Annotated in this window: 24 protein-coding genes; 16 read left to right on the top strand and 8 right to left on the bottom strand. The window is 73.2% G+C overall.

Annotated elements, in window-relative coordinates; all coding sequences use genetic code 11:
- Nucleotides 1–62 precede the first annotated feature (62 nt).
- On the top strand, nt 63–797 hold the full coding sequence (locus ACLBXO_RS10350; protein ID WP_331315597.1) for a ParA family protein: 735 nt from the start codon (nt 63–65) through the stop codon (nt 795–797).
- A 4-nt stretch (nt 798–801) separates the two neighbouring features.
- Here ACLBXO_RS10350 and ACLBXO_RS10345 read toward each other — a convergent pair whose 3' ends face one another.
- On the bottom strand, nt 802–2,187 hold the full coding sequence (locus ACLBXO_RS10345) for a M20/M25/M40 family metallo-hydrolase (RefSeq protein ID WP_447685325.1): 1,386 nt from the start codon (nt 2,185–2,187) through the stop codon (nt 802–804).
- Between the two features lie 280 nt (nt 2,188–2,467).
- Between ACLBXO_RS10345 and ACLBXO_RS10340 the strand changes: the two genes are divergently transcribed.
- The 5 genes from ACLBXO_RS10340 to ACLBXO_RS10320 all read left to right on the top strand — a co-directional run bounded on the left by ACLBXO_RS10340 (nt 2,468) and on the right by ACLBXO_RS10320 (nt 7,188).
- Nucleotides 2,468–2,992: a (2Fe-2S)-binding protein gene (locus tag ACLBXO_RS10340; RefSeq protein ID WP_043074612.1), complete on the top strand. Its 525-nt coding sequence runs from the start codon at nt 2,468–2,470 to the stop codon at nt 2,990–2,992.
- Nucleotides 2,989–3,996, top strand: a complete 1,008-nt coding sequence (locus tag ACLBXO_RS10335) for an FAD binding domain-containing protein (RefSeq protein ID WP_447685324.1) — start codon at nt 2,989–2,991, stop codon at nt 3,994–3,996. Before ACLBXO_RS10340 ends, ACLBXO_RS10335 begins: the two co-directional genes overlap by 4 nt.
- A gap of 9 nt (nt 3,997–4,005) precedes the next feature.
- Complete coding sequence (locus ACLBXO_RS10330) at nt 4,006–6,288, top strand: xanthine dehydrogenase family protein molybdopterin-binding subunit (protein WP_447685323.1); 2,283 nt, start codon at nt 4,006–4,008, stop codon at nt 6,286–6,288.
- A 221-nt stretch (nt 6,289–6,509) separates the two neighbouring features.
- On the top strand, nt 6,510–6,947 hold the full coding sequence (locus tag ACLBXO_RS10325) for an EamA family transporter (protein ID WP_331315614.1): 438 nt from the start codon (nt 6,510–6,512) through the stop codon (nt 6,945–6,947).
- An 85-nt stretch (nt 6,948–7,032) separates the two neighbouring features.
- Nucleotides 7,033–7,188: a hypothetical protein gene (locus ACLBXO_RS10320; RefSeq protein WP_331315606.1), complete on the top strand. Its 156-nt coding sequence runs from the start codon at nt 7,033–7,035 to the stop codon at nt 7,186–7,188.
- A gap of 25 nt (nt 7,189–7,213) precedes the next feature.
- On the opposite strand, the gene ACLBXO_RS10315 is transcribed toward ACLBXO_RS10320, so the two are convergent.
- The 3 genes from ACLBXO_RS10315 to ACLBXO_RS10305 all read right to left on the bottom strand — a co-directional run bounded on the left by ACLBXO_RS10315 (nt 7,214) and on the right by ACLBXO_RS10305 (nt 10,300).
- Entirely contained in the window at nt 7,214–7,894 is a 681-nt protein-coding gene (locus ACLBXO_RS10315; protein ID WP_331315608.1) for a glutathione S-transferase family protein, read from the bottom strand.
- Nucleotides 7,895–7,967: 73 nt separating this feature from the next.
- A complete protein-coding gene (locus ACLBXO_RS10310; protein ID WP_331315610.1) occupies nt 7,968–9,452 on the bottom strand; it encodes a M48 family metalloprotease in 1,485 nt (494 codons plus the stop codon).
- Between the two features lie 5 nt (nt 9,453–9,457).
- Nucleotides 9,458–10,300, bottom strand: a complete 843-nt coding sequence (locus ACLBXO_RS10305; RefSeq protein ID WP_447685322.1) for a pentapeptide repeat-containing protein — start codon at nt 10,298–10,300, stop codon at nt 9,458–9,460.
- Between the two features lie 575 nt (nt 10,301–10,875).
- On the opposite strand from ACLBXO_RS10305, the gene ACLBXO_RS10300 reads away from it, so the two are divergent.
- From ACLBXO_RS10300 to ACLBXO_RS10285, 4 genes are all read left to right on the top strand, one after another.
- A complete protein-coding gene (locus ACLBXO_RS10300; RefSeq protein ID WP_012321411.1) occupies nt 10,876–11,283 on the top strand; it encodes a helix-turn-helix domain-containing protein in 408 nt (135 codons plus the stop codon).
- A gap of 176 nt (nt 11,284–11,459) precedes the next feature.
- A complete protein-coding gene (gene metK / locus ACLBXO_RS10295) occupies nt 11,460–12,638 on the top strand; it encodes a methionine adenosyltransferase (RefSeq protein ID WP_020091324.1) in 1,179 nt (392 codons plus the stop codon).
- A 140-nt stretch (nt 12,639–12,778) separates the two neighbouring features.
- On the top strand, nt 12,779–13,516 hold the full coding sequence (gene trmB, locus ACLBXO_RS10290) for a tRNA (guanine(46)-N(7))-methyltransferase TrmB (protein ID WP_447685321.1): 738 nt from the start codon (nt 12,779–12,781) through the stop codon (nt 13,514–13,516).
- 184 nt (nt 13,517–13,700) lie between these two features.
- Complete coding sequence (locus tag ACLBXO_RS10285; protein ID WP_447685320.1) at nt 13,701–15,416, top strand: HWE histidine kinase domain-containing protein; 1,716 nt, start codon at nt 13,701–13,703, stop codon at nt 15,414–15,416.
- Nucleotides 15,417–15,440: 24 nt separating this feature from the next.
- Here ACLBXO_RS10285 and ACLBXO_RS10280 read toward each other — a convergent pair whose 3' ends face one another.
- Entirely contained in the window at nt 15,441–16,292 is an 852-nt protein-coding gene (locus ACLBXO_RS10280) for a hypothetical protein (RefSeq protein ID WP_447685319.1), read from the bottom strand.
- A gap of 340 nt (nt 16,293–16,632) precedes the next feature.
- Between ACLBXO_RS10280 and ACLBXO_RS10275 the strand changes: the two genes are divergently transcribed.
- The 4 genes from ACLBXO_RS10275 to ACLBXO_RS10260 all read left to right on the top strand — a co-directional run bounded on the left by ACLBXO_RS10275 (nt 16,633) and on the right by ACLBXO_RS10260 (nt 20,328).
- Nucleotides 16,633–17,232: a superoxide dismutase gene (locus ACLBXO_RS10275; RefSeq protein ID WP_020091320.1), complete on the top strand. Its 600-nt coding sequence runs from the start codon at nt 16,633–16,635 to the stop codon at nt 17,230–17,232.
- Between the two features lie 213 nt (nt 17,233–17,445).
- Complete coding sequence (gene murJ, locus ACLBXO_RS10270; protein WP_447685318.1) at nt 17,446–18,972, top strand: murein biosynthesis integral membrane protein MurJ; 1,527 nt, start codon at nt 17,446–17,448, stop codon at nt 18,970–18,972.
- 70 nt (nt 18,973–19,042) lie between these two features.
- The gene (locus tag ACLBXO_RS10265) at nt 19,043–19,720 is read left to right on the top strand and encodes a haloacid dehalogenase type II (protein ID WP_331315019.1); all 678 of its coding nucleotides are present in this window, start codon (nt 19,043–19,045) and stop codon (nt 19,718–19,720) included.
- A 260-nt stretch (nt 19,721–19,980) separates the two neighbouring features.
- The gene (locus tag ACLBXO_RS10260; RefSeq protein WP_447685317.1) at nt 19,981–20,328 is read left to right on the top strand and encodes a hypothetical protein; all 348 of its coding nucleotides are present in this window, start codon (nt 19,981–19,983) and stop codon (nt 20,326–20,328) included.
- A gap of 55 nt (nt 20,329–20,383) precedes the next feature.
- On the opposite strand, the gene ACLBXO_RS10255 is transcribed toward ACLBXO_RS10260, so the two are convergent.
- The 3 genes from ACLBXO_RS10255 to tlpA form a co-directional block, all read right to left on the bottom strand.
- Nucleotides 20,384–22,141, bottom strand: a complete 1,758-nt coding sequence (locus tag ACLBXO_RS10255) for a carbamoyltransferase family protein (protein WP_447685339.1) — start codon at nt 22,139–22,141, stop codon at nt 20,384–20,386.
- A 177-nt stretch (nt 22,142–22,318) separates the two neighbouring features.
- Nucleotides 22,319–23,521, bottom strand: coding sequence for a Na+/H+ antiporter NhaA (gene nhaA / locus ACLBXO_RS10250; protein WP_447685316.1), 1,203 nt, complete (start codon nt 23,519–23,521; stop codon nt 22,319–22,321).
- 54 nt (nt 23,522–23,575) lie between these two features.
- Nucleotides 23,576–24,217, bottom strand: a complete 642-nt coding sequence (gene tlpA / locus ACLBXO_RS10245) for a thiol:disulfide interchange protein TlpA (protein ID WP_447685315.1) — start codon at nt 24,215–24,217, stop codon at nt 23,576–23,578.
- Nucleotides 24,218–24,259: 42 nt separating this feature from the next.
- Here tlpA and argH point away from each other — a divergent pair, with 42 nt between their 5' ends.
- Together argH and ACLBXO_RS10235 are read left to right on the top strand one after the other, a co-directional pair.
- The gene (argH, locus tag ACLBXO_RS10240; RefSeq protein WP_331315028.1) at nt 24,260–25,639 is read left to right on the top strand and encodes an argininosuccinate lyase; all 1,380 of its coding nucleotides are present in this window, start codon (nt 24,260–24,262) and stop codon (nt 25,637–25,639) included.
- A gap of 97 nt (nt 25,640–25,736) precedes the next feature.
- The gene (locus tag ACLBXO_RS10235) at nt 25,737–25,886 is read left to right on the top strand and encodes a hypothetical protein (RefSeq protein ID WP_447685314.1); all 150 of its coding nucleotides are present in this window, start codon (nt 25,737–25,739) and stop codon (nt 25,884–25,886) included.
- The last annotated feature ends 102 nt before the right edge of the window (nt 25,887–25,988 follow it).

Here is a 25,988-nt window from a genome sequence, read left to right as displayed (position 1 = left end):
GCACGGGACGGGCGTGCGATTCGGCGCCGCCCGGGCCAGCGATGTGGAGAGGTGGGACACGCATGGATCCCGAAGGATCCGGACCGGCGCCGGACACCGCGCCCCGGTCCGCCGCCGGGCCGCTCCGGGTCCTGGCCCTGGCGGTGCAGAAGGGCGGGACGGGCAAGACCACCCTGGCGGCCTCCCTGGCCGTCGCCGCCGCGGAGGCCGGCGAGCAGGTGACCGCGCTCGATCTCGACCCGCAGGGGTCGCTGGCCGGCTGGGGGGCCCTGCGCAGGACCGACGGCAAGAGCGACGGCAAGAGCGACGGCGACGCCGTCGCGGTCGACCGGGTCCAGCCCTGGGAGATGGGCCAGCTCTCGGAGATCCTCGGCATCCTCGCCGAGCAGGGCACGACGCTCGCCGTCCTCGACACCGCCGGCAGCGCGTCCGGCCTCGCGCCGGCCCTGAAGGACGCCGATTTCGTCCTGATGCCGGTCCGTCCCTCCCGGCTCGACATCGTGGCCGCCCGGCCGACGCTCCAGGCGCTGGTCGGCCTCGGCCTGCGGGAGCGGCTGGCCCTGGTGCTGAACCAGTGCCCGCCGCCGCCCTCGCCGCGCACCAGCGCCTACGCGGCGCAGCTGCGCGCCCTGGGCGTCCTGGCCGAGCCCGGGATCATCCACCGGGTCGACCACCAGGACGCCCTGGCGACCGGGCTCGGCGTCACGGAATTCGCCCCCGGCAGCCAGGCCGCCGAGGAGGTCCGGGCGCTCTGGGCCTGGGTCGACGGGAAGATGCGGGCGGCGCCCGCCCGCTGAGGACTCAGCCCTGGCCGAGGGCCGCGAGGATCCGCGCCCAGGAGCGCGTGCCCTTGTGGAAGCTCGTCAGGTCGTACTTCTCGTTCGGCGAGTGGATCCGGTCGTCGTCGAGCCCGAAGCCGATCAGCAGGGTGTCGCGCCCCAGGATCCGCTTGAAGTCGCCGACGATCGGGATCGAGCCGCCCGCGCCCACCGTCACCGCCGGCACGCCCCACTCGTCCTGCAGCGCCGCCTTGGCGGCCCCGAGCTGCGGCATGTCGAAGGGCAGGCTGATCGCCCGCGAGCCCTTGTAGGTGATGACCTCGACCTGGCAGTCCGCCGGCACCCGCGCGCGCACGAAGGCCTCGAAGCTCTCGGCGAGCCGCTTCGGGTCCTGGTCGTCCACGAGGCGGAACGAGACCTTGGCCGAGGCGGTGGAGGCGATCACCGTCTTGGTGCCCTCGCCGGTATAGCCGCCGATGATGCCGTTGGCGTCGCAGGACGGGCGCGACTGCACGAGCTCGATCGGCATCCGCCCGCGCTCGCCCGCGGGCTCCTTGAGGCCGATCGGCCCGAGCAGCGTCTCGGGCGTCAGGCCGAGGCCGCGCCACTGCTCCAGCACCTCCGGCGGGCGCTCGTGCACACCCTCGTAGAAGCCCGGGATCGTCACGCGCCCGTCCGCGTCGTGCAGGTCGGCGATGATCTTCGACAGAACGTGGATCGGGTTGCGCGCCGCGCCGCCGAAGAAGCCGGAATGCAGGTCGCGGTCGGCGCAGGTGACCTTCACCTCGAAATAGGCGAGCCCGCGCAGCGACGAGGTGATGGCCGGGGTCTTCCGGTCCCACATGCCGGTGTCGCAGACCAGCACCACGTCGCAGCCGAGTCTCTCGCGATTGGCCGCGACCCACTCGGGCAGCCCCTGCGAGCCGCTCTCCTCGGCGCCCTCGATCAGGATGGTGACGCCGCAGGGCAATTCGCCGTGCATGGCGATATAGGCCCGGCAGGCCTCCACGAAGGTCATCACCTGGCCCTTGTCGTCGGAGGCGCCGCGCCCGACGATCACCTTGCCGCCCTGCCCGTCCTCGGCGATGCGCGGCTCGAAGGGCGGCGTCGTCCAGAGATCGAGCGGGTCGACCGGCTGCACGTCGTAGTGGCCGTAGAACAGGACGTGGGGCGCCCCGGGCTTCGGCCTGTGCGCCAGCACGACCGGGTGGAGCGAGGTCTCCTCGACGGAGGTCGCGAAGCCCAGCGCGGTCAGGTCCTGGGCGAGCCAGGCGGCGGCCTCCCGGCACTGGCCGGCATAGGCGGGATCGGTGGAGATCGACGGGATCCGCAGGAAGGCGAACAGCCGCTCCAGGGCGTTCTCCAGGTCCGTGTCGATGTCGTTGAGGATCGCGTCGAGCGCGGCCATCGGGGGCTCCGGGGTGCGGCGTGGACTCTGCGGGAACTCTGCGGGAACGAGGGTTAGCCGAGGCGGGGCCGCGGCGGCAACGTCGGACGGTGCGGCGGGCGGAATTCGGGCCGCACGCGCGGCGCCCTCGCTCACGGGTTGCGAGCGCGCGCGCCGGAACAGGCGCAGATTGGAATGGTTATCGACCGAAAGCTCAGGCCGACGCCCGCCCGTCTCCGGTTGCCGCTTCGGCCGATCCGTTCCCGCCCGGCTCCGGCCGGCCCAGCCCCTGGACGACATCATGCGCCTCGAGACCCAGCCGCCGGTGTCGGCGGACACGCCGATCGGCATCACGCTGACGATCAACGGGCAGCGGCGCGAACTCCGGGTCGCGCCGTGGACCACCCTCCTCGACCTGCTGCGCGAGCGGCTCGACCTCACCGGCACCAAGAAGGGCTGCGACCACGGCCAGTGCGGCGCCTGCACGGTGCTGGTGAACGGCACCCGGGTGAATTCCTGCCTGACGCTGGCGGTGATGAAGGACGGCGCCGAGATCACGACCGTCGAGGGTCTCGCGGCCCTCGGCGACCGGGCGGGCAGCAACGCGCTCCACCCGATCCAGGAGGCGTTCATCGAGCACGACGCCTTCCAGTGCGGCTACTGCACGCCGGGCCAGCTCTGCTCGTCGGTCGGCCTGATGAACGAGGGCCACGCCCACACCCGCGACGAGATCCGCGAGGCGATGAGCGGCAATATCTGCCGCTGCGGCGCCTACACCAACATCGTCGACGCCATCGAGGACGTCATGCAGGGAGGCGCCCGATGAACCGCTTCGACTACGTCCGCGCCGGCACGGTGGCGGAGGCGGTGCAGGCCTTCGGGGCCGGGGCGCGCTTCATCGCCGGCGGCACCAACCTGATCGACCTGATGAAGTACGAGGTCGAGAAGCCGGGCCGGCTGATCGACATCACCCGCCTGCCCCTCGACCGGATCGAGGACAACGGGGACGGTCTCCGGATCGGGGCGCTCGTGACCAACGCCAGGGTCGCGTACGACGATCGGGTCGCGGCCCGGTACCCGCTCCTGCGCAACGCCATCCTGGCCGGCGCCTCGGCGCAGCTGCGCAACGCCGCCTCCACGGGCGGCAACCTGCTCCAGCGGACCCGGTGCTACTATTTCTACGACGTGGCCACGCCCTGCAACAAGCGCGCGCCCGGCTCCGGCTGCCCGGCGATCGGCGGGATGAACCGCATCCACGCGATCTTCGGGACGAGCGAGCACTGCATCGCCACCCACCCCTCCGACATGTGCATCGCGCTGGCCGCCCTGGAGGCCACCGTGCGGGTGAGCGGGCCGCAGGGCGACCGGTCGATCCCGTTCTCCGAGTTCCACCGCCTGCCGGGGGATTCCCCCGAGCGGGACACGAACCTCGCCCCCGGCGAGATCATCGTGTCGGTGGACCTGCCGGAGAGCCGCTTCCCGCAGCACTACACCTACCTGAAGCTGCGCGACCGCCTGTCCTACGCCTTCGCGCTGGTCTCGGTGGCGGCGGCCCTGGAGCTCGACGGCGACCGGGTGAAGACCGCGCGCCTGGCGCTCGGCGGCGTCGCCCACAAGCCCTGGCGCAACCGCGAGGCCGAGGCCCTGCTGGAGGGCAGGCCGGCGACCCGCGAGAGCTTCCAGGCGGCGGCCGACCTGATCGTCGCGGAGGCCAAGCCGCAATCGGAGAACGGCTTCAAGATCGATCTCGCCCGGCGCGCCATCGTGCGCGGCCTCGAGCAGGCCGCCGCCGGCACGCCCCAGTCGCTCAGCGACAAGCGCATCCAGTAGGGCCCGGCCATGACCCAGACCTCAAGCCCCCAGACTTCAAGCCCCCAGACCTTCAGCTCCACCGGCCGCGACACCTTCGTCGGCAGCCCGCGCAGCCGCATCGACGGGCCCGCCAAGGTCACCGGCCTTGCCAAGTACGCGGGCGAGTTCGCCGCGCCCGACCTCGCCTACGGCACCGTGGTGTCGAGCTCGATCGCCAAGGGCCGGATCACCGGCATCGACTCCGCCGAGGCCGAGGCGGTGCCGGGCGTCCTCAAGGTGCTCACCCACGAGAACCGGCCGCGGACCGCGTGGCGGGACAAGAACTTCCAGGATCAGGTGGCGCCCCCAGGCTCGCCGTTCCGCGCGCTCTACGACGACCTGATCGTGTTCAGCGGCCAGCCGGTCGCGCTGGTCGTGGCAGAGGATTTCGAGACCGCGCGCTACGCGGCCTCGCTCGTCCGCGTCAGCTACGCGATGGCGGAGCCCGGGACAGACCTGGAGGCCCTGCGCGGCACCGCCTACGACCCGCCCTACAAGCGCCAGGGCATCAAGCCGCCGCCGGAGCCCTGGGGCGACGCCGACACGGCGTTCGGCAGCGCGCCGGTCCGCGTCCAGGGCGCCTACAGCCTCGCCGACGAGCACCACAACCCGATGGAGCCGCACGCCTCCACGGTGGTGGTCGAGCAGGACGGCACCTACACGGTCTACGACAAGATCCAGGGCGTCTCGAACAGCCACCAGTATCTCACCAACGTCTTCGGCCTGAAGCCCGATCAGGTGCGGGTGCTCAATCCCTATCTCGGCGGCGGCTTCGGCTCGGGCCTGCGCCCGCAGTACCAGCTGTTCCTGGCGATGCTGGCCGCCCAGGAGCTGAAGCGCTCCGTGCGCGTGACCCTGACCCGCGACCAGCTGTGGAGCTTCACCTACCGGTCCGAGGCGCTGCAGACGATCGCGCTCGGCGCCGAGGCGGACGGGAGGCTGACCGCCCTGCGCCACGACGCGGTCCAGGGCACCTCGCAGTACGAGGATTACCAAGAGGTCGTGGTCAACTGGTCGGGCGTCCTCTACCGGTGCGACAACGTCGCCCTCGGCTACCGGCTGGTGAAGCTCGACACGCCGACGCCCGGCGACATGCGCGCCCCCGGCGCGGTGACCGGCGTCTTCGCGATCGAGACCGCGATGGACGAGCTCGCCTACGCGACCGGGCTCGACCCGATCGACCTGCGGCTGAGGAACTACGCCGAGTCCGACGCCACCGCCGAGGGCAAGCCCTTCGGCTCGAAGGAGCTGAGGAGCTGCTTCCGGCAGGGCGCCGAGCGGTTCGGCTGGGCGCGGCGCAGCCCTGAGCCCCGCTCCATGCGCGAGGGGCGGGAGCTGGTCGGCTGGGGGGTCGCCACCGGCATCTGGGAATCGATGATGATGCAGTCGAGCGCCATCGCGACCCTGACGCCGGATGGCCGCCTGACGGTCGGCAACTCCACCGGCGACATCGGCACCGGCACCTACACGATCCTGACGCAGATCGCGGCCGATACGCTGGGCCTGCCGATGGACGCGGTCACCACCAAGCTCGGCGACACCCGCCTGCCGGAGGCCCCGGTCGCCGGCGGCTCGTGGACGGCCGCCTCCTCCGGCACCGCCGTGATGAAGGCCTGCCGCAACGTCGGCGCGCAGGTGTTCAAGCTCGCCCGCGCCATGGAGAACTCGCCGCTGGCCAACGTCGACTTCGACCGCGCCGTGTTCGCGGACGGCCGCATCGCGGTCGCGGGCGATCCGGGCCGCAGCGTGTCGCTCGTCGAGGTGCTGCAGGCGGCGGGCGTCGACAAGGTCGAGGCCGTCGAGGAGGCCGGGCCCGACAAGGACTTCAATCAGAAATACGAGGCCTACACCCATTCGGCGGTCTTCGCCGAGGTGAAGGTCGACGAGGAGCTGGGACAGGTCCGGGTCACCCGCATCGTCTCGGCGATCGCGGCCGGCAAGGTGCTGAACCCGAAGACGGCGCGCAGCCAGATCCTCGGCGGCGTGGTGATGGGGATCGGCTCGGCGCTCGAGGAAGAGTCGATGCTCGACCACCGCATCGGCCGGTTCATGAACCACAACCTCGGCGAGTACCACGTGCCGGTCCACGCCGACATCTACGACATCGACGTGATCTTCGTGGAGGAGGAGGACAAGGCCAACCCGCTGGGCGTGAAGGGGCTCGGCGAGATCGGCATCGTCGGCACCGCGGCGGCGATCGCCAACGCGGTCTTCCACGCCACCGGCAGGCGGGTGCGCGACCTGCCGATCACCGTCGACAAGCTCCTGTGAACCCGAGACCCTCGGGCCGCCGCGCCGGGCGCGCGGCGGCTCTTGCGTGTGATGCCGGGTCCGCGCGGGTCACGCCGGACCGCGCCGTCATCGCGAGCGCAGCGAAGCGACCCGGGGCGGCGCGACATCGTTGAGCGTGGCGCTGTCCGGGTTGCTTCGCTGGGCACGCGAGGACGAGGATGCGTCCAAGGCCCGCGAATAGGGACGGCGTAGGAATGACCGTGAGCCCCCTGCTGGAATCCTGGCGCTTCTGGGCGCTCGCCGCCGCCGGCTTCGCGGCGCTGACCGCGATCCTCGCCAAGATCGGGGTCGCGGGCGTGCCGTCGGACGTCGCGACCTTCGTGCGCACCGCGGTGATCCTGATCTTCGCGGGCGCGATCGTGGTGGCCTCCGGCCAAGCCGGCGGCCTCGCGCAGGTCTCCGGCCGGAGCCTCGTCTTCCTCATCCTGTCGGGGCTCGCCACCGGGGCGTCGTGGCTCTGCTACTTCCGCGCCCTGTCGCTGGGGGACGCCGCCCGCGTCGCGCCGCTCGACAAGCTCAGCGTCGTGCTGGTGGCGATCCTCGGCGCCACCCTGCTCGGCGAGACCCTCAGCCTCGCCGCCTGGGCCGGCGTCGCCCTGATCGCCGCGGGCGCGGCCCTGGTCGCCTCCGGACTGTGAGGTCATGTGAGGTCATGCGCGCTGGCGCACCGATCCCTTAACGCGATGCGCGCATCCTGCGGTTGCCTCGCGAAAGGGGACCGTCATGGAATGGGTTTATCGCGGCTTCGAGACCTCGATGCTCGGTCTCGCTCTCTGTCTCGGACTCGGCGCCTGCCTGATGCTCGGCACCGAGCACCGGCCGGCCGGGACGCTCGCCGTCACCCTGCCGATGCTCACCGTGACCGCCCCCGCGCCCTGAGGCGCGGGGGCGGTCCGGCGCGGCGTCAGGCGGCGCCCCGCACCGCGCGGAACATGAAGCCGCGCGCCTCGGCGTCCATCTCCGCCTTGAAGGCGTGGCGGCCCTTCAGCGCCTCGGCGGCCTGGGCGGCCGGCCGCGCGCTGAGCGCGTCGAGGTGGCGCTTGACGTTGGGCAGCTCCCCGAAGGCGCCCTCGCCGAGGACGAAGGGCACCATCCGGGCCCAGCCCCAGACCGCCATGTCGACGATCGTGTAGGTGTCGCCCAGCACGTAGGTGCGGTCGGCGAGGCGCTGGTCGAGGATGCCCCAGTGCCGGCGCGCCTCGAAGGCGTAGCGCTCGGTGGCGTAGGCGCCCCCGTCCTGCGCGAAGTGGCGGAAATGCACGCACTGGCCGGAGAACGGCCCGATACCGGTGGCCACGAACATGAGCCAGGACAGCATCTCGCCGCGGACCGGCTCGCCCTCCGGCAGGAACCGGCCGGTCTTGCCCGCCAGGTACATCAGGATCGCGTTCGAATCGAACACGGTCACGTCGCCGTCGACGATCGCCGGCACCTTCCCGTTCGGATTGACGGCCGTGTAGGCGGGATCGAACTGCTCGCCCCTGCGGGTATCGACCGGCACCGGCTCGTAGGGCAGCCCCATCTCCTCGAGGCAGAGGGCGACCTTCATGGGGTTGGGGCTGAGATTGTAGAAGAATCGAATCACGGCGCTCTCCCTGAACGACGCGGGCAGGATGTCCGCGCCCGGCGCCGGCACAAGGCGCGGCCGCGCAGGGCGGCTATTCCACGACGATCTTGTAGCCGCGGCCCGGCACCAGCGCGGCGCCCCGCTCCAGCCCGTTGAGGACGAGGAACCGGTCGAGTGCCCGGTCGGGCACCGCCATGCGGCGGGCGAGGTCCTCGGCGCTGGTCGAGGCGGCCTGGACCACCTGAAGCCGCAGGGGGCGCAGGACCGCCTCGTCGGGCGACACGGCGACGAGGGTCGCGGTCCATCGGCGGAACGCCGGGTCGGGGTCGGTGGCGCCCTTGGCGGCCATGATCATCCGGTAGGTCGAGTCGCCGATCCGGATGGCCGCGAGGCGGAAGGTCCACTCCTTCCCCCGCGACAGCGCGAAGGCCGCCGGGTGGCCGGCGACGTCCCGGGTCTCGAAGCCGGCCGGGTCGAAGGCGTCGTTCCAGCTCGCCCTCAGCACCGCCTCGAGGGGCTGGCCGTCCTTGGCCTCGATCTGGTCGAACAGCAGGCGCCGGCCGCCATCCTGGGTGGTCCCGAGCACCGCCGAGCGGGTGTTCTCCAGGGTGAAGCCCTCCGGCACCTCGAACGCGATGCCGAGGCCGGGATGGATGAAGCGGTGCCCGCGCACGGCGCCGTCGCGCGGGTTGTCGCCGTAGGCGAGCCCGTCCACCGCCGCGAGGTAGGCGGCGCGGTCGTCGGTGCCGATGCCCGGCGCGCCGATGCGGCGGGCCGCCCGGGTGACCTGGGTGATGCGCTCGGCCGTGCCCGGATGGGTCGCCAGCATGTCGGGCGCGGCGGCGCTGCCGGCCTTCAGCCCCGTCGAGCGGTTGAGCGCGGCGAGGAAGCGCCCGGCCGCGAACGGGTCGTAGCCGGCCTTGGCGAGGGTGCGCACGCCGGTCGCGTCCGCCTCCAGCTCCTGCTCGCGGGAGAACCGGGCGAGGGCGAAGCGCGACTGGCTCTGCAGCTGCGCGCCGGTATCGGGGTCGTTCAGCACGTCGGCCACGACGCGGCTGACGAGCGCCGAGCGCAGCTCGAGCTCGCTGCGGGCCGTGGCGTGGTTGAGCGTCACGTGGGCCATCTCGTGCGCCAGAACGGCGGCCACCTCGGAGGTGTCGCTCGCCAGGGCCACGAGGCCGCGGGTGACGTAGAGCCGCCCGTTCGGCAGCGCGAAGGCGTTGACCACCGGCGAGTCGAGCAGCGTCACCGTGTAGGCCTGGTCGGGCCGGTCGCTCGCCTTCACGAGGCGGTCGGTCACCTCCGTCAGCATCCGCGTCACGTTGGGGGCCCGGGCCTCGCCCCCGAAGGAGGCCACGAGCTTGAGGTGGTCGGCATCCGCGGCGCGCTCGCGGCCGGTGGTGCGCGGCGCCTCCGCGGGCACCCGCACCACGGCCGGCCGCACGGTGGCCTCGGTCTGATCGGCCACGCAGGCGCCGAGCAGCAGCGCCAGACCGGCCAGCGCCGCCCCTCCGAGCGGGCGCCGGCCCGCCGCGCGGGTCCGCCCCGCGATGATGTGCCCCGTGATCCCGCCCATCGCGATCAGCGCCGCAATCCCCGTTCCCCCTCCGGATCGGCCTCCGGCCGGTCCGCCTCCTCGAGCGTCTCGAGCCCGTCGAGGGCGACCTCCAGGGTCGGGCCGCGCCGGACCTCCAGGAGGCCGCGCACCCGCACGCGCCGGCCTTCGAGCGAGGCCGCACTCAAACCACGGGCGCGCATCATTCGCCAAGTGCGTTTCGATACCGTCACCGTGAGGCCGTCCGTGCCGCGGGCCGCGAAATCCAGATAGGTGCGCGCGCCGCGCTCGCCGACATGGCGGATCCGGCCCTCCGCGACGACGAAGTGCCCGACCCGCGCCCGGAGCGCCGGACCGTCCCCCGCCGCCGGGGGCGCGGCGCCCCAGAGCCCGCGCCCGCGCGCGCGGGCCGCCGCCTCCACGAGGCGCAGGCCGGGCCGGCAGAGCGAATCGGCCTCGTCCGCGTCCGCGTACGCGAGGCCGGCCCCGATGAGGCCGCCCGCCAGGTCCGCGCTGGACTCCGCGTCGGCCTCCGCAACCTGGAGATCGGCCCGCACGCGATCCCACCGGTCGGGCTGTCCCCGGGGAACCACCGTGACCCGGGCGCCCCGCCGGGCCTCGAGCCAGGCCAGCGCGGCGGAGGCGGCCTCCGGCGCGTCCGGCCAGCGCAGCGAGTCCAGCACGGCGCGCAGGCCCGACGCCAGGCGGATCTCCCCGCGGGGGCCGATCCCCGCCACGACCTCGTCGCGGGCCGGCCCGGCCGCGCAGTCGGCGCGGGCGGCGCGCGGCGCGGCCCAGGCCGGACAGGTCGGCGGCGCGGAGAGCGCCGCCAGCGAGGCTGCCAGAATGACCGCCGTGCCCCCCCGCATCGATTCCCCCGCGATCGCGCGGTCCCGACACCGCGGCGCGCCGCCGGGCGCGGTTGGCCTCGGCCGGCGAGAATGCTATGGAGCGCGCGGTCGTCTCCGTAGCTCAGCTGGACAGAGCACAGGTTTCCTAGAAGGTTCAATTGGGCGTCGCGCCGGGAAACCGCGCGGCGGATCCGCTCAAAGTCGGGGAAAGCTTCCGGCATCGACGCACCGCCGTCCGATGCTCTGCCGATCCCGAGCCAAGCCCGCGCGGCGCCCCGGCGTTGAACGGGAAGGTGTAGAGACTAGACGGGCGGCACCTAACGGTTGGATACAGTCCGGCCCACGGTGAAGGGATAGTCCAGGCCACGAACGCGGACCTCCGGGACGCGGCGGCGAAAGCCGAAGTGGTATGAAACCTGGGGTCGCAGGTTCGAGCCCTGCCGGGGACACCAAGTTGTCTCAACACGCAGATCTCGCGGACGCAGAGCCGTGAGCAAATCGTCCACCACGTCGTCCGCCTGCCGGTGACAAGTACCGAGGGCCGCGCTAAGCTTTACCGCCAGGATTCATGGCAGGGGGTGGACGAGCACTTCATGGCGGGCCAGAAGACCGATCAGCGCGACGTCTATGTCGGGCAACGCATCGCCGAGCAACGCCGGAAGGCGTCGCTCACACAGCGCCGCGTCGCGCAGAGCTTCGGTATGTCTGCAGCTCAGCTCCAGAAATACGAGAAGGGGACCAACCGGATCAGCGCCGTCCATCTCGACATCTTCTCGCGGATGACCGGCGTGCCGATGGATTACTTCTTCAAGGGCATGCCCCGGAACGATGACTTCATTGCGCCCGGCTTCAGCGAGCGCGAGCAGTCGACCCTGTCGGAAGCCGGGCTGAAGGGGTTGGCGGAAGTCGTGGGCCGCCACATCACCGAGAACTTCTCCGAGGAGGCGCGCCGCGACGTGGCCGACGCCATCCGGGCCCTCGAGAGCAAGCTCGGCGGCTGAGCCCGGGGCCGGTCCCCGGGGACAGGTCGATCGTTTTTCCGGTCGGTTCGTCCGTTATAGCGGATCCGTTCGTTCCTCCATCTTGACCGGTTCCCGGTCGGGTGCGAGAACCCCGGCCCCATGAAGGGTCAAACGCCGCGATCGCGACGGCGTACCTCTGCAGCCGAGGCCGTCCGATGCCGCGTTCCAACTACCTGTTCACCAGCGAGTCCGTGTCCGAGGGGCACCCCGACAAGGTCTGCGACAGGATCTCGGACACCGTGGTCGACGCCTACCTCGCGGCGATGCCGGAGGCGCGGCTCGGCGTCGAGACGCTCGCCACGACCAACCGCATCGTCATCGCCGGCGAGGTGCGCGGGCCCGACTCGGTGACGTTCAAGGACCTCGAGGCCCTGACCCGCGAGGCCGTGAAGGACATCGGCTACGAGCAGTCGGGCTTCCACTGGAAGAACAACGACGTCGCGATCCACCTGCACGCCCAGTCGGCCGACATCGCCCAGGGCGTGGACGCGGCCGGCAACAAGGACGAGGGCGCGGGCGACCAGGGCATCATGTTCGGCTACGCCGCCGACGAGACGCCCGAGCTGATGCCGGCGCCGATCTTCTACGCGCACAAGATCCTCAAGGACCTCGCCGACGCCCGCAAGGCGAAGCAGGGCGACGCCGCCAAGCTCGGCCCCGACGCCAAGAGCCAGGTCACGGTCCGCTACGAGAACGGCCGCCCGGTCGAGGTCACCCAGATCGTGCTGTCGACCCAGCACCTCGACGAGTCCCTCGACTCCGCCGACGTGCGCGCCATCGTCGAGCCCTACATCCTGAAGGCGCTGCCGCAGGGCTGGGTCAACGAGGGCACGGTCTGGCACGTGAACCCGACCGGCAAGTTCGTGATCGGCGGCCCGGACGGCGATGCCGGCCTCACCGGCCGCAAGATCATCGTCGACACCTACGGCGGGGCGGCCCCGCACGGCGGCGGCGCGTTCTCCGGCAAGGACCCGACGAAGGTCGACCGCTCGGCGGCCTACGCGGCGCGCTACCTCGCCAAGAACGTGGTGGCCGCGGGCCTCGCCAGCCGCGCCACGATCCAGCTCGCCTACGCGATCGGCGTCTCGAAGCCGCTCTCGATCTACGTGGACCTGCACGGCACCGGCACGGTCGACGAGGCCAAGCTCGAGGCCGTTCTGATGGACGCCATGGACCTGTCGCCCCGCGGCATCCGCACGGCGCTCAGCCTGAACAAGCCGATCTACGCGCGCACCTCGGCCTACGGCCATTTCGGCCGCGCCCCCGAGGCCGACGGCGGCTTCTCGTGGGAGCGCACCGACCTCGCCGGCAAGCTGAAATCGGCGCTGGCCTGAGGGCGGTCGCCGCTCGGCCCCGGGACGGCGCGCGGGCGCGGTGTCCCGGCCGGCATCCCGCCGACGCTCCCCGTGTCCGGTCGGGACCCGGGCCGTGGCCGCGATCGGGCCGCGTCTCATCTCCGAGGTAGACTGAGCCGGTGGACACCGACACCCCTGGACGCTCCGATCACCCGGCCGAGGAGCCGGAGCGCGCCTTCTTCGGGCGGCGCAAGGGCAAGCGCCTGCGCGGCCAGCAGGAGCGCCGGCTCGCCGAGCTGCTGCCGGCCCTGCGTGTCGACCTGCCGCCGGGCGACGCGATCCTCGATCCGCGCAAGCTGTTCCCGGCCATGCCGGCGCCGCCCGAGGCGCTCTGGCTGGAGATCGGCTTCGGCGGAGGCGAGCACCTCGCCGCCCAGGCGGCCGCGCATCCGGCCGTCGGCATCATCGGCGCCGAGCCCTTCGTCAACGGCGTGGTCAAGCTGCTGGCGGCGATCGAGGCGCGGGCGCTGCGCAACGTCCGCATCCGCGACGAGGACGTGACCGCCCTGCTGGCGCGCCTGCCGGATGCCTGCCTCGACCGGGTCTACCTGCTCTATCCCGATCCCTGGCCCAAGCGGCGGCAGCGCAAGCGCCGGTTCGTCTCCGACGCGTCCCTCGCCGAGATCGGCCGGGTCCTGAGGGACGGCGGCCTGTTCCGCTTCGCCAGCGACATCGACGACTATGCCGGCTGGACGCTGGTGCGGGCCGCGCGCTGCCCGGTCCTCGCCTGGACGGCGCGGGACGCGCGGGACTGGACGCGGCCGTTCCCGGGCTGGCCCGGCACGCGCTACGAGGCCAAGGCGCTGGAGGCGGGCCGCCGGCCCACCTACCTGGAATTCGTCCGCCGCCCCCGCTGAGGACCCTCGCGGGCGGATCGCGCGGGTGCCCGATCGCCGCAGCCGGTCGCCGCAGGCGGAGCGGGACGCCTTGCCACAGTCACGCTCGGGCGCCATCCTCAGGGCCCGCCGCGGTCCCGGATCGCGGCGGGAGGGGGCCATCTCCGGCGGGAGCGTGCCACGGCGCGTTCGAGGATTCTTCCGAGTGAATGAGAGGGTGGGCCAGGACCCGGCGGCGGAGGACCCGTCTCGCGCCGGCTTCGACGAGGCCGCGGTCGGCCTCGCCGTGCTGTCGGCGGACGGGGCGGGGATCGTCGCCGCCAACCGGGCCCTGCACGATCTCGTCGGCTGGCCGCCCGGCACCCTGCCCGGGCGCGCGGCCGCCGAACTCCTGAACGAGGGGCCGGAGGGTCTCCGGGACGGCCTCCAGGTCTGGCGCCGGGCGGACGGCGCGCCCCTCGACGTGCGGGTCCGGCGCGCGGGCCGGACCCTGGTGGTCGAGACGGTCGACGTGGACGCGGCGGCCCATTCCGAGGCGAACCGCGAGGCCCTGGCGGCCGCCGGGCTCGGGGAATGGCGCTGGGACCGCGCGACCGGCCTGCTCACCCTGTCGCGCCGCGCCGCCCGCATCCTCGGGCGGCCGCCGGGCCGCTCCGTCTCGTGGGAGGAGCTGAAGACCGGCCTGTCGCCGGCTGAACTCGCGCGCCTGAGCGCGCTGATCGCCGAGGCGCACGGGACCGACGAGCCCTACCAGTTCGACACGGCCACGACGGTGGCCGGGCGGACCGTGATCCTGCGCGTGCGGGGGCAGGCCGTGCCGGGCCCCGACGGCGCCCCGGCCGGCATGGTCGGCGTCCTCCAGGACATCACCACGCGGGTCGAGGCCCGGGACGAGATCCTGTCCCGCGACCAGCGCCTGCGGGTCGCCACCACGGTCGCCCGGCTCGGCATCTTCGAGTGGCACATGCTCGAGGACCAGGCGATCTGGGAGAACGAGCACATGTACGAGATCTTCGGGCACGCGCCCGAGGACGGGACGATCGGCAAGACCGAGTTCCTCAACGACATCCTGCACCCGGACGACCGCCCCGCGGTCCGGCGGGCGATCTCCAAGGCGCTGCGGGAGGACGGGGACCTGCACATCAGCGGCCGGATCCGGCGCAAGTCCGACGGCGTCTGGCGCACGATCGACATGGCCGGCCGGTTCGAGCGCGACGCGCCAGGCCGCCTGCCGCGCCGCCTGATCGGCGTCGTCGCGGACGTGACCGACCGCCGGGTCGCGGAGGAGCGCCAGAGCCTGCTGATCCGCGAGCTGCACCACCGGGTGAAGAACACGCTGGCCACCGTCCAGGCCATCGTCGGCTCCACCGCGCGGACGGCGTCGAGCATCGAGAGCTTCTACGAGGCGTTCGTCGGGCGGATCAAATCCCTGGCGCACACGCACTCGGTGCTCACCGAGGACACGTGGCAGACGGCGTCGCTCGCCAACCTCCTGCGCAACGAGCTGAAGCCCTACGCGGAGGTGGCGCCGGACGGCGCCGCCGAGGGCCGCATCAGCCTCGACGGGCCGGCGATCGACCTGCCCTCCGAGATCGCGGTGCCGATCGGCATGGCGATCCACGAGCTCACCACCAACGCGGCGAAGTACGGGGCCCTGTCGAACCGCACCGGCCGGGTGGCGGTGGAATGGTCCCTGGAGCCCGGCGGCCCGGCCGGGATCCTGCGGTTCTCCTGGCGCGAGACCGGCGGGCCGCCGGTCGCGCCGCCGAGCCGCCAGGGCTTCGGCTCGCGCCTGCTGCAGCGCGTCCTGATCACCCAGGTCCAGGCCGAGGTGGCGACCGACTACGCCCCCGGGGGCTTCTCCCTGACCATGCGGGCCCCGATCCCGCCGCGCAACGACAGCCTCAACCCGCTGGTCTGATGCCGGGGCCGCCCGGCCGGAGGATCAGGCCGCGCCGCGGGTCCCGGACTCGCCGCCGCCGTCCACGAAGGCCTTCAGCTCGTCGAGGGACGCGAAGGTGAAGCGGCCCTGCGGCGTCTCCGCCTCGATCGAGCCGTCCTCGAACATCACGTAGGTGTTGCCGCCGGAGGCGTAGCGCCCCACCACGGTGCGCGGGGCGGCCTGCGGGGCCGGCTCGGGTTCGGGGGGCGTGTCGAGGCTCGGGCGCAGGGCCGGCGCCTCCTCCGCGGCCGCCGTCCCGGGCTCGTCCCGCGGGGGCGGCTCGGGGGCGGCGAACAGGTCGTCCTCGGGCGCGATCGCGCGCTCGGTCGGCGCGTCCGTCGCGGTCCGGCGGTCCGCCTCCGGGACGCGGACGGGCGGGACCACGGGCGGCGGCTCCGCCGGAACCGGCTTCGGGACCTCGACTGCGGCGGGCTCCGGGAAGGGGGCGCGGGCCTCGTCGGCCCGGAGCTCCAGGTTCGGCTCGATCCGGGGCCGCTCGGGGTCGAAGGCCGGCTCGACCACCGACGGCACGATGAAGGCGGGCGCCGCCGGGAGGACCGGCGGCAGACGGGTCCGGGCCTCGTCGACGGGGGACAGGGCCGGTTCCGGCGCCGCGGCGGCGGGGACCGGCCGCTCGCCGGCCACGGGCGCGCGGCCGAACGCCCGCTCCACCCGCCGGAAGCCGAGCGCCACGACGCCGAGGCCGAGGAGCACCGCGCCCGACGAGGCCGCGACCGACCCCGCGATCACCATCGCGAGTCCGCTCTCCAGACGCACGTACGGGAAGCCCTGGATCACGGCGGCGCAGCCCCCGATGATCATGGCGGCGGCGAGCGCGAACAGCGCAGCGATCATGTTACTCTCTGACACGGGCCGGCTGACGGCCGGCGCTCAAGGCGTGCCGCACAGTAAGGCCTAGCCGTCATATTGCAAAACTCGGGACCGAGATGTTCGGGAAACCGGAATAGTCGGGATCTCCGCCGGCGATGCCCGGGCCGGCCCGCCCGCGGGTCGCGCCGTCGGCATGCCGATCCGCGATCGGCGGAACTTCCCGCGCCAGTTCCCGCGCCAGTTCCCGCCCCGCGGTGGCGGAACGGCGTTGCCGTCCCGCGGCCACCGACTTACCTAGCGGGCTCTCGACTCGGGAGCCCCCGCCGGGGACGAGGCCGCCCCCTGCTTAGCGGAGATAGACGCGATGACCTTCACCCTGCCGGAACTGCCCTACGCCTACGACGCGCTGGGGCCGTACATGTCGAAGGAGACCCTCGAGTTCCACCACGACAAGCACCACAAGGCCTATGTCGACACGGGCAACAAGCTGCTTGAGGGCACGGATCTCCAGGGCAAGAGCGTCGAGGAGATCGTCAAGGCCGCCTACAACACGAATCAGCCGCTCTTCAACAACGCCGGCCAGCACTACAACCACATCCACTTCTGGCAGTGGATGAAGCCGAACGGCGGCGGCGCGATCCCCGGCGCGCTGGCCAAGAAGATCGACGAGGACCTCGGCGGCGCCGAGAAGTTCAAGGCGGACTTCATCCAGGCGGGCGTCGGCCAGTTCGGCTCGGGCTGGGCGTGGCTCGCCGTCAAGGACGGCAAGCTCGCGATCATGAAGACCCCGAACGGCGAGAACCCGCTGGTGCACGGCGCCAAGCCGATCCTCGGCGTCGACGTGTGGGAGCACTCCTACTACATCGACTACCGCAACCGCCGGCCCGACTACCTGAAGGCGTTCATCGAGAACCTCGTGAACTGGGAGCACGTGGAGAAGATGTACGCCGAGGCGACCCGCTGAGGCGACCCGCTGAGGCTTGCCGCCGGTGCCGCGGATCCTGTGTCCGCGGCACCCTTGAGGTGGCGCACGAAACCGGCTCTTGATGCGCCCGACGCCGGATGACCCGGTGCAGAAGGGTCCGGCCATTTCCCCTCGATCGACTCGCGCGACGCTTCGACCGTGCTCCCGCCCGCCCCCGCCGCGGGGTGAGGGGAGGGGCGAGCGCCCCGCCCGATGATCCGCTCCATCCTGTCCGTCGGCGGCTGGACCCTGGTCTCGCGCGTCACCGGCTTCGCCCGCGACGTGGTGATGGCCGCCGTCATGGGCGCCGGGCCCATGGCCGACGCCTTCGTGGTCGCCTTCCGGCTCCCGAACCATTTCCGCGCGATCTTCGGCGAGGGCGCGTTCAACACCGCCTTCGTGCCGGCCTATGCGGGGCTCGCGGAGGCCGGCGAGCCCGGGGCGGCGCACCGGTTCGCCGACCGCGTCTTCACCCTGATGCTGATCGTGCAGCTCGTGCTGCTCAACCTCGCCCTGCCGGCCATGCCCTGGGTGGTCCACGCCCTGGCGCCGGGCTTCGCCGAGGGCGGCGAGCGCTTCCAGCTCGCCGTGGCGCTGACCCGCATCACCTTCCCGTACCTGCTGTTCATGACCCTGGTGACGCTGCTGTCGGGCATCCTGAACGCCCACCGGCACTTCGCCGTGGCGGCGGGCGCCCCGGTCCTGCTCAACCTCGCCATGCTGGCGGCCCTGGGGGTGAGCTTCCTGTTCCCGAACGCGGCCTACGCCGCCGCCTGGGGCGTCGCGGTCTCGGGCGTGCTCCAGTTCGGCCTGCTGTGGTGGGGCTGCCGCCGGGTCCGCGTGATGCCGGACCTCGCCGTCCCGCGCCTCGATCCCGCGCTCAAGCGCTTCTTCGTCGTGCTCGGGCCCGCGGTGATCGGCTCGGCCGGCTTCCAGATCGCGGCCTTCGCCGACACGATCATCGCGAGCTGGCTGCCCACCGGGGCGGTCTCGGCGCTCTACTACGCCGACCGGCTCTACCAGCTGCCATTCGGCGTCATCGCCATCGCGGCCGGCACCGTGCTGCTGCCGGAGATGAGCCGCCGGATCGCGGCCGGCGACGTGGCGGGCGCCCACGCGGCCCAGAACCGGGCCGCGGGCTTCTCCCTGGCCCTCTCGGCGCCGTTCACGGTGGCGTTCCTGACCATCCCGGGCCTGATCATGGCGGCCCTGTTCCAGCGCGGCGCCTTCAGCGCCGAGGACGCGGCGCGGGCCGCCTCGGTGCTGGCGGCCTACGGCTTCGCCCTGCCGGCCGTCGTGCTGGTGCGCAGCGCCGTCGCGAGCTTCTACGCCCGCCAGGACACCAGGACGCCGCTCTGGGCCTCGCTGACCGCGATCGGCGTCAACGTGGCCCTGAAGCTGTGGCTCACCGGTCCCTACGGCGTCACCGGCCTCGCGCTCGCCACCGCGGTCGCCCAGTGGGTGAACCTGCTGCTACTGCTCGTCCTGGCCAAGCGCCGGGGCTGGACGGAACCGGGGCGCACGCTCGGCCTCACCGTCGCCGGGGTGGCGCTGGCCTGCCTCGGGCTGGCGGCGGTCGCCGTCTACGGCCAGGGTCTCGTCCAGGCGCTGGTGCCGGCCTTCCCGCACGGGCGCGACCTCGTCGTCCTGGCGGTGCTGGGGCTCGCCGGGGCCCTGGTCTACGGCGGCCTGCTGGCCGGCCTGCTGCACCTGTTCGGCCTGCGCCTGCGCCGGGCCTGAGTGACCCGGCCGGGCTCGCCGCCGGGCGGGTTCGGCCCCAGATCGGGCGAGAGACCCAGTGAGGAACGCCATGACCGACGCACCCAATCCCCTCGCGGGCGTGAAGGCCGCGGTGTTCGACGCCTACGGCACGCTGTTCGACGTGAACGCCGCGGTCCAGCGCTACGCCGAGGCGGTGGGGCCGGACGCCGCCCATCTCTCCGAGGTCTGGCGCAACAAGCAGCTCGAGTACAGCTGGACCCTCTCGCTGATGGGCCGGTACGCGGCCTTCTGGGACCTCACCGTGCGGGCCCTCGACTACGCCCTGGCGATCCACCCCAAGGTCGATCCCGGCCTGCGCGAGCGGCTCCTCGACGCCTATCGCGACCTCGAGGCCTACCCCGAGGTCCCGGGCGTGCTGGCGGCCCTGCGCAAGCGCGGCATCCGCACCGCCGTCCTCACCAACGGCAACGCCGCCATGGTCGACCGGGCGGTCGCCTCGGCGGGGCTCGCCGACCATCTCGACGCGGTCCTCTCGGTGGACGACGCGCAGGTGTTCAAGACCCATCCCGACGCCTACCGGATCGCCCTGACCCGGCTGGCGGTGGGGCAGGGCGACGTGCTGTTCTGCTCGTCGAACCGCTGGGACGTGGCGGGGGCGCGGGCCTTCGGGTTCCGGGCCGCCTGGGTCAACCGCAGGGGCCTGCCCGACGAGTACGCGGATCTCGCGCCCACGACGGTCGTCGAGTCCCTCGACGGGCTGCTCTGAGGCGGATCTGCAGCCGCGTCCGGCGCGGGCGTGCCCATTCCGTCCTTGCGAGCGCAGCGAAGCGATCCGGGGACACGCTACGTCCGGGCAAAGCGCGCTGCCCCGGGCTGCTTCGCTGCGCTCGCGAGGACGAGGCGGACAGCGCGCCGTCACGGACCTCCGCCGCGGCTTATCTGGTACACGATCGAATTGGACCGTTTGGCGGATTCTTAATCCTCCCGGTGTTGGATCATCCTCAACACGAACGGGAGAAGTTTCGCGTGTCCTCGAACGGTTCCTTCACGACGATCCGCGCAGGGGCCGCAGCCCTCGCGGTCACCCTGGTGCTCGGGGCGGTCGCCCCGGCCGCCGCCCGCGACCAGACCGGTGCCATCGTCGGCGGCCTCGCGGCCGGCGTCGTCGGCGGCATGGTCGGCAGCGCCCTCGTCAACGGCGCGAACCCGCCGCCGCCGCCCCCGCCGGAGTACCGCCCGCGCCGGGTCGTGGTCGAGGAGCCCGAGACCATCGTGGTGCGCGAGCGCCGCGGCCCGATCTGCCACTACGAGCGCCGCAAGGAGTGGCTCGGCGACGGCGAGTTCACCTACCGCCGCGTCGAAGTCTGCGAGTAAATCGCACGCGCGGCTCTCGGACCGGCGCCGCGTCCCCCGGGGGGCGCGGCGCGTCTCATTTCACCACCAGCCAATCCTCGACCACCAGGGCGTCGAGGCCGGTGGTGTAGAACATCAGGATCGCGTCCTCCGCGCCGTGGAGGATCGGCTTGCCCATCACGTTGAAGCTCGTGTTGAGCAGGATCGGCACGCCGGTGATCTCCGCGAAGGCGCCGATCAGGGCCGCGTAGGCCGGGTTGCGCGCCGCCGTGACGCTCTGGAGCCGGCCGGTTCCGTCCGCGTGGACCACCGCCGGCACGCGGGCGCGGACCGCTTCGCGCCAGACCAGCGTGCGCTCCATGTAGGGGCTGTCGGCGTAATCCTCGAACCAGTCCGGCCCGGCCTCCGCCAGGATCGACGGCGCGAACGGCCGGAACGCCTCCCGGTATTTCACCTTGGCGTTGAGCGCGTCCTTGGCGCCCTCCGGCCGCGGATCGGCCAGGATCGACCGGTTGCCGAGCGCCCGGGGCCCGAATTCCGCCCGGCCCTGCACCCAGCCGACGAGGCCGCCCTCGGCGAGGATCCGCGCCGCCGCGCGGGTCGCCTCCGCGTGGCCGACGCGCCGGGCGCGGGGCTCCTGCTCGGCGAGCCGCTCCATCGCGCCGGTCGGGACCCGGGAGCCCAGATAGGGCGAGAGCGGGCGCTGCGCCGGCGGCGGCCCGGCCCAGTCCGGATGGTCCTCCGCGTAGGCGAGCCAGGCCGCGCCGACCGCGTTGCCGTCGTCCGCCGGGGCCGAGGGCACGTGCAGCCGGGTGAAGCCGGACCGGCCGAGCACCCGGCCGTTGTAGGAGGAGTTCAGCCCGCAGCCGCCCGCGATCACGAGGTTCTCGGACGGCGCCAGCGCGCGGGCTTCCGCCACCAGCGCGTCCATCAGCGTCGCGAACAGGTCCTGGCCGCAGCGGGCGAGGTCGGCCCAGCCGGTCTCCAGGGCGTCGGCCGGGCGGCGCGCGCGGATCTCCGCGGCGACCGCCCGGATCGTCTCCGCGTCGGCGTAGCGCAGGCGGTGGCCCTCGACCGTGCACAGCCGGCCGAGCAGCGCGGCGAGGTCCGGGTCGGGCCGGCCGTAGGGGGCGAGCCCCATGATCTTCCACTCCTCGCCCTTCACCTGGTCGAAGCCGGCGAGGTCGGTGATCAGCCCGTACAGGAAGCCCAGCGAGCCGCGCCCGCGGTGGCGGCGCAGCTCGCTGATCCGGCCGCGCTCCAGGCGGTAGATCGCCGCCGCGCCGGTCTCGCCCATGCCGTCGACCACCAGGGCGGTGGCCGTCTCGAAGGGGCTGCCCCAGAGGCCGTAGGCGGCGTGGCACAGGTGGTGCGGGTAGCGCCGCTGCCCGGCGACCGTCGCCCGGGGCGCCGCGCCGGTGATCCGCGCCTCCTGGTTCAGGGCCAGCAGGGTGCCGTGGCCGGCCCGCTCCTGGGCGCCGTGGAGGTCGGCGATGAACACCCGCTCGGCCTGCTCGGGCACGTAGGAGCGGTTGAGCGCCGTGGTGTGGGCCGCGAGCGCCGTGAGGTCGAAGGCCCCGGCGCCGGCCTGGCCCCGTAGGAAGTCGGTGAATTGCGGGCCCCAGGTGGAGGCGACCACGAGCTCGGAGCCCGGCGGGACGTACGCCTTGAGCAGCGCCGCCATCGCGGACGGGGCGTCCGGCTCGCAGTTCGGCGCGCGCTTGTACTGCAGGGCGCGCTCCGCCGCCTCGGCGAAGAGCAGGGTGCCGTCGGGCCCGACCAGGGCGAGGGCCGGATCGTGGAAGGTGGTGGCGAGGCCGAGATAGAAGCGCATGTCCACGGGGGGTAGCGCATTTTCGCGCCGGACGGAGCCCGGCACGTGCGCGAGGTGCCGTCCTTGCGCCGCCGTCCTTGCGAGCGGAGCGAAGCAATCCAGACGGCGCCACGCTTCCCGATGTTCCGCTGCACCGGATTGCTTCGCTGCGCTCGCAATGACGAAGCGCGCCGCCCGCTAGTGCGGGGCGACGCGGCGCTTCGCCACGAGGAGGATCGCCGCGCCGGCGAGTCCCGACAGGGCCGAGCCCGCGAGCACGCCGAGCTTCACGGCGGTCTCGTGCTGCGGGTCCGGGAAGGCGAGGCCGCCGATGAACAGGCTCATGGTGAAGCCGATGCCGCACAGGACCGCGACCCCGTAGACCTGCCCCCAGCCGGCCCCGGCCGGGCGCTTGGCCCATCCCAGCGCCACCGCCAGCCGCAGGCTCGCGAACACGCCGGCCTGCTTGCCGAGGAACAGCCCGGCCGCGATGCCGAGCGTCACCGGCTGGAGCAGGGCCTCGGGGGTGAGACCGGAGAGGTCCACACCGGCATTGGCGAAGCCGAAGACCGGGACCACCCCGTAGGTGATCCAGGGCGCGAGGGCGTGCTCCAGCCGGTGCAGGGGCGAGTGCGCGTCCTCCGGCCGGCCCGGGCTGACCCGGATCGGGATCGTGAGCGCGAGCAGCACCCCCGCGATCGTCGCGTGGATCCCGGAGCGGAGCACGAGGACCCAGAGCACGAGGCCGAGCAGCCCGTAGGCCGGGAGCCACCCGATCCCCGCCCGGTTGAGGCCGTAGAGGGCGGCCAGCACCAGGGCGGCGAGCCCCAGCATGGTGAGGTCGAGGCCGGAGCTGTAGAACAGCGCGATCACCACCACGGCGCCGAGGTCGTCGACGATGGCGACCGCGCTGAGGAAGATCTTGAGGGAGACCGGCACCCGCGAGCCGAGCAGGGCCAGGACGCCCAGCGCGAAGGCGATGTCGGTGGCGGCCGGGATCGCCCAGCCCCGCAGGGTGCCGGCCCCGAGATTGGCCAGCGCGTAGAGCGCGGCCGGGACCGCCATGCCGCCGAGCGCCGCGAAGCCCGGCAGGACCCGGTCGGGCCAGGTGCGCAGCCGCCCGTCGAGGGCCTCGCGCTTGATCTCCAGGCCGACGAGCAGGAAGAACCCGGCCATCAGGCCGTCGTTGATCCAGTGCTGGACGCTCATCGGCCCGAGGGCGGCGTGGAGGGCGTGCGCGTAGGTGCCCGCGAGCGGCCCGTTGGCGACGACCAGCGCCAGGGCCGCCGCCGCCATCAGGATCAGGCCACCCGCCGCCTCGCCGGCGAGCAGCGTGCGGATGATCGAGAGGGGGCGCGGGCGCCGCCTCTGCGGGATGCTCTCGGGGGTGGGCGACGTCATCGCGGCAGGCCTTGCCGCGCATCGCGCGGGGGCGCAAGCGCCCGGAGGACGATCCTACGACGTCCGACCCAGGGCCGCGCGGATCAGCGCCAGCCCGTCCGGGCTCGACCACGCGGCCGGCCCCTTCATCACCCCGATCGTGCAGCCCTGCGCGTCCACCAGCATCGTGGTCGGGAGGCCGGGCGACTGCGTGTCGCGCTGGACGACCGGCAGCACGCGCCCGCCGGGATCGGCGTAGAAGGCGAGGTCGCGGATGCCCGCCTGCTTCAGCCATTCCGGCGGCTTCTCGAGGTTGCGCGTGTCGACGTTGATGGCGACGACCTGGAAGTCGGGCCCGCCGAGCTGCGCCTGGAGCCGGTCAAGGGCCGGCATCTCGGCCTTGCAGGGCGCGCACCACGTCGCCCAGAGATTGACGAGGAGCAGCCGGCCCCTGAGGTCGGCCAGCCCGGTCTCGGCGCCGTCCGGCCCCTTGAAGCGGATGTCCGGCGCGGGCCGGGCCTGCGGCGGGGCCTGCATGGCGGCGACCTCGCCCTTCGCGGCCGCGTCGACCCGGGCGAGCGCCGGCTCGGCGGCGGCGCAGGGCTGAAGGGCGCCGCCCGTGTTGCCGGGCAGGAGACCGCTCCCGTATAGGGCGAGGCCGAGGACGGCGAGCGCGGCGACGCCCGCGCCGGCCAGGATGGGCGTGCGGCCGGGCATCAGGCTCGGGCCTCGGGACGGTCAGGGCGCGGAAGGATCGACATGAGCAACCGGATGTGGGGCGGCCGCTTCGCGAGCGGCCCGGCGGAGATCATGGAGGAGATCAACGCCTCCATCGGGTTCGACAAGCGCCTCGCGCCCCAGGATATCCGCGGCTCGCTGGCGCATGTGGCGATGCTGGGCCAGGCCGGCATCCTGCCGGCGGAGGATGTGGCCGCGATCGAGGCCGGGCTCAAGTCCGTGCGCGACGAGATCGAGGGCGGCACCTTCGCGTTCAAGCGCGAGCTCGAGGACATCCACATGTCCGTCGAGAGCCGGCTGACCGAGATCGTCGGCCCGGCCGCCGGGCGCCTGCACACGGCGCGCTCGCGCAACGACCAGGTCGCCACCGACATGAAGCTGTGGGTGCGCGACACCCTCGACTCCCTCGACCAGCAGGCCGCCGACCTGCAGCGCGCCCTCAGCCAGGCGGCGCTGAAGCACGCCGGCACCGTGATGCCGGGCTTCACCCATCTCCAGTCGGCCCAGCCGGTGACCTTCGGCCACCACTGCCTCGCCTATGTCGAGATGCTGGCCCGCGACCGCGGGCGGTTCCGCGACGCGAGGGCGCGGCTCAACGAGTGCCCGCTCGGCGCCGCCGCGCTCGCCGGCACCTCCTTCCCGATCGACCGGCACGCCACCGCGGCGGCGCTCGGTTTCGACCGGCCGACCGCCAACTCCCTCGACTCGGTCGCCGACCGCGACTTCGCCCTGGAGGCGCTCGCCGCGGCCTCGATCTGCGCCGTGCACCTGTCGCGCTTCGCCGAGGAACTGGTGGTCTGGACCTCGGCCCAGTTCAACTTCGTGCGGCTGTCGGACGGCTTCACCACCGGCTCGTCGATCATGCCGCAGAAGCGCAACCCCGACGCCGCCGAGCTGGTGCGGGCCAAGAGCGGCCGGATCATCGGCGCGCTGACCGGCCTGCTCGTCGTCATGAAGGGCCTGCCGCTCGCCTACTCGAAGGACATGCAGGAGGACAAGGAGGGCACGTTCGACGCCCTCCAGGCCCTGTCCCTGTGCCTCGCCGCCATGACCGGCATGGTGAAGGACCTGGAGCCCAACGCCGAGGTGCTCGGCCGCGCCGCCGGCTCCGGCTACGCCACCGCCACCGACCTCGCCGACTGGCTGGTGCGCGAGCTCGGCCTGCCGTTCCGGCAGGCGCACCACGTCACCGGCCGCCTCGTCGGCGTCGCCTCGGCCAAGGGCGTCGGGCTCGAGGCGCTGTCGCTGCCCGAGATGCAGGAGGCGGAGCCGCGGATCACCGAGGCGGTCTACGCGGTGCTGGGCGTCGAGAACTCGGTGGCGAGCCGCACCAGCTACGGCGGCACCGCGCCCGACAACGTCCGGCGCCAGGCGCAGGCCTGGATCGAGCGGCTGGGCTGAGCCGCCCGCCCTCGGGGACCGGCGTCGCCCGGCGGATGGCGGAGGGGGCACGACCGCGTCGATTCACGGAGCCGCGCCCGAGATCGGCGTCCGCGACGTGGCCGACGCGGTCTGCAGAGCCCGCCTCCGGAGCGCCGCGGGCGCCCATCCCTCCACGGTGACGGACGCGGAATTCGACCTGTTCGGCCGCCACGTCGTGCCGCCGGCGCCGGAGGACGGGTTCACCGTAGTCGTTCACCGGGCGTAGGGCGGGCCGGGAGATGGATGGTCACGACCGCTCATCCACAGGACCGTTCGAAATTGTGCATTGCAACCCTCGTCCCGCCCGCGCGTTCACCGTCTGGCTAAG

The organism is Methylobacterium sp. C33D (assembly GCF_053345825.1).
This window is presented reverse-complemented; position numbering and strand designations above follow the sequence as displayed.

Bases quoted from the DNA above. Each gene is read 5' to 3' on its own strand.
- ACLBXO_RS10340 (WP_043074612.1), top strand. From the start codon at position 2,468: ATGCGCCTCGAGACCCAGCCGCCGGTGTCGGCGGACACGCCGATCGGC.
- ACLBXO_RS10280 (WP_447685319.1), bottom strand. From the start codon at position 16,292: ATGATCGCTGCGCTGTTCGCGCTCGCCGCCGCCATGATCATCGGGGGC.
- ACLBXO_RS10320 (WP_331315606.1), top strand. From the start codon at position 7,033: ATGGAATGGGTTTATCGCGGCTTCGAGACCTCGATGCTCGGTCTCGCT.
- ACLBXO_RS10255 (WP_447685339.1), bottom strand. From the start codon at position 22,141: ATGCGCTTCTATCTCGGCCTCGCCACCACCTTCCACGATCCGGCCCTC.
- ACLBXO_RS10275 (WP_020091320.1), top strand. From the start codon at position 16,633: ATGACCTTCACCCTGCCGGAACTGCCCTACGCCTACGACGCGCTGGGG.
- metK (WP_020091324.1), top strand. From the start codon at position 11,460: ATGCCGCGTTCCAACTACCTGTTCACCAGCGAGTCCGTGTCCGAGGGG.
- ACLBXO_RS10335 (WP_447685324.1), top strand. From the start codon at position 2,989: ATGAACCGCTTCGACTACGTCCGCGCCGGCACGGTGGCGGAGGCGGTG.
- ACLBXO_RS10330 (WP_447685323.1), top strand. From the start codon at position 4,006: ATGACCCAGACCTCAAGCCCCCAGACTTCAAGCCCCCAGACCTTCAGC.
- ACLBXO_RS10300 (WP_012321411.1), top strand. From the start codon at position 10,876: ATGGCGGGCCAGAAGACCGATCAGCGCGACGTCTATGTCGGGCAACGC.
- argH (WP_331315028.1), top strand. From the start codon at position 24,260: ATGAGCAACCGGATGTGGGGCGGCCGCTTCGCGAGCGGCCCGGCGGAG.
- ACLBXO_RS10350 (WP_331315597.1), top strand. From the start codon at position 63: ATGGATCCCGAAGGATCCGGACCGGCGCCGGACACCGCGCCCCGGTCC.
- ACLBXO_RS10265 (WP_331315019.1), top strand. From the start codon at position 19,043: ATGACCGACGCACCCAATCCCCTCGCGGGCGTGAAGGCCGCGGTGTTC.
- nhaA (WP_447685316.1), bottom strand. From the start codon at position 23,521: ATGACGTCGCCCACCCCCGAGAGCATCCCGCAGAGGCGGCGCCCGCGC.
- tlpA (WP_447685315.1), bottom strand. From the start codon at position 24,217: ATGCCCGGCCGCACGCCCATCCTGGCCGGCGCGGGCGTCGCCGCGCTC.
- ACLBXO_RS10310 (WP_331315610.1), bottom strand. From the start codon at position 9,452: ATGGGCGGGATCACGGGGCACATCATCGCGGGGCGGACCCGCGCGGCG.
- murJ (WP_447685318.1), top strand. From the start codon at position 17,446: ATGATCCGCTCCATCCTGTCCGTCGGCGGCTGGACCCTGGTCTCGCGC.
- ACLBXO_RS10305 (WP_447685322.1), bottom strand. From the start codon at position 10,300: ATGCGGGGGGGCACGGCGGTCATTCTGGCAGCCTCGCTGGCGGCGCTC.
- ACLBXO_RS10345 (WP_447685325.1), bottom strand. From the start codon at position 2,187: ATGGCCGCGCTCGACGCGATCCTCAACGACATCGACACGGACCTGGAG.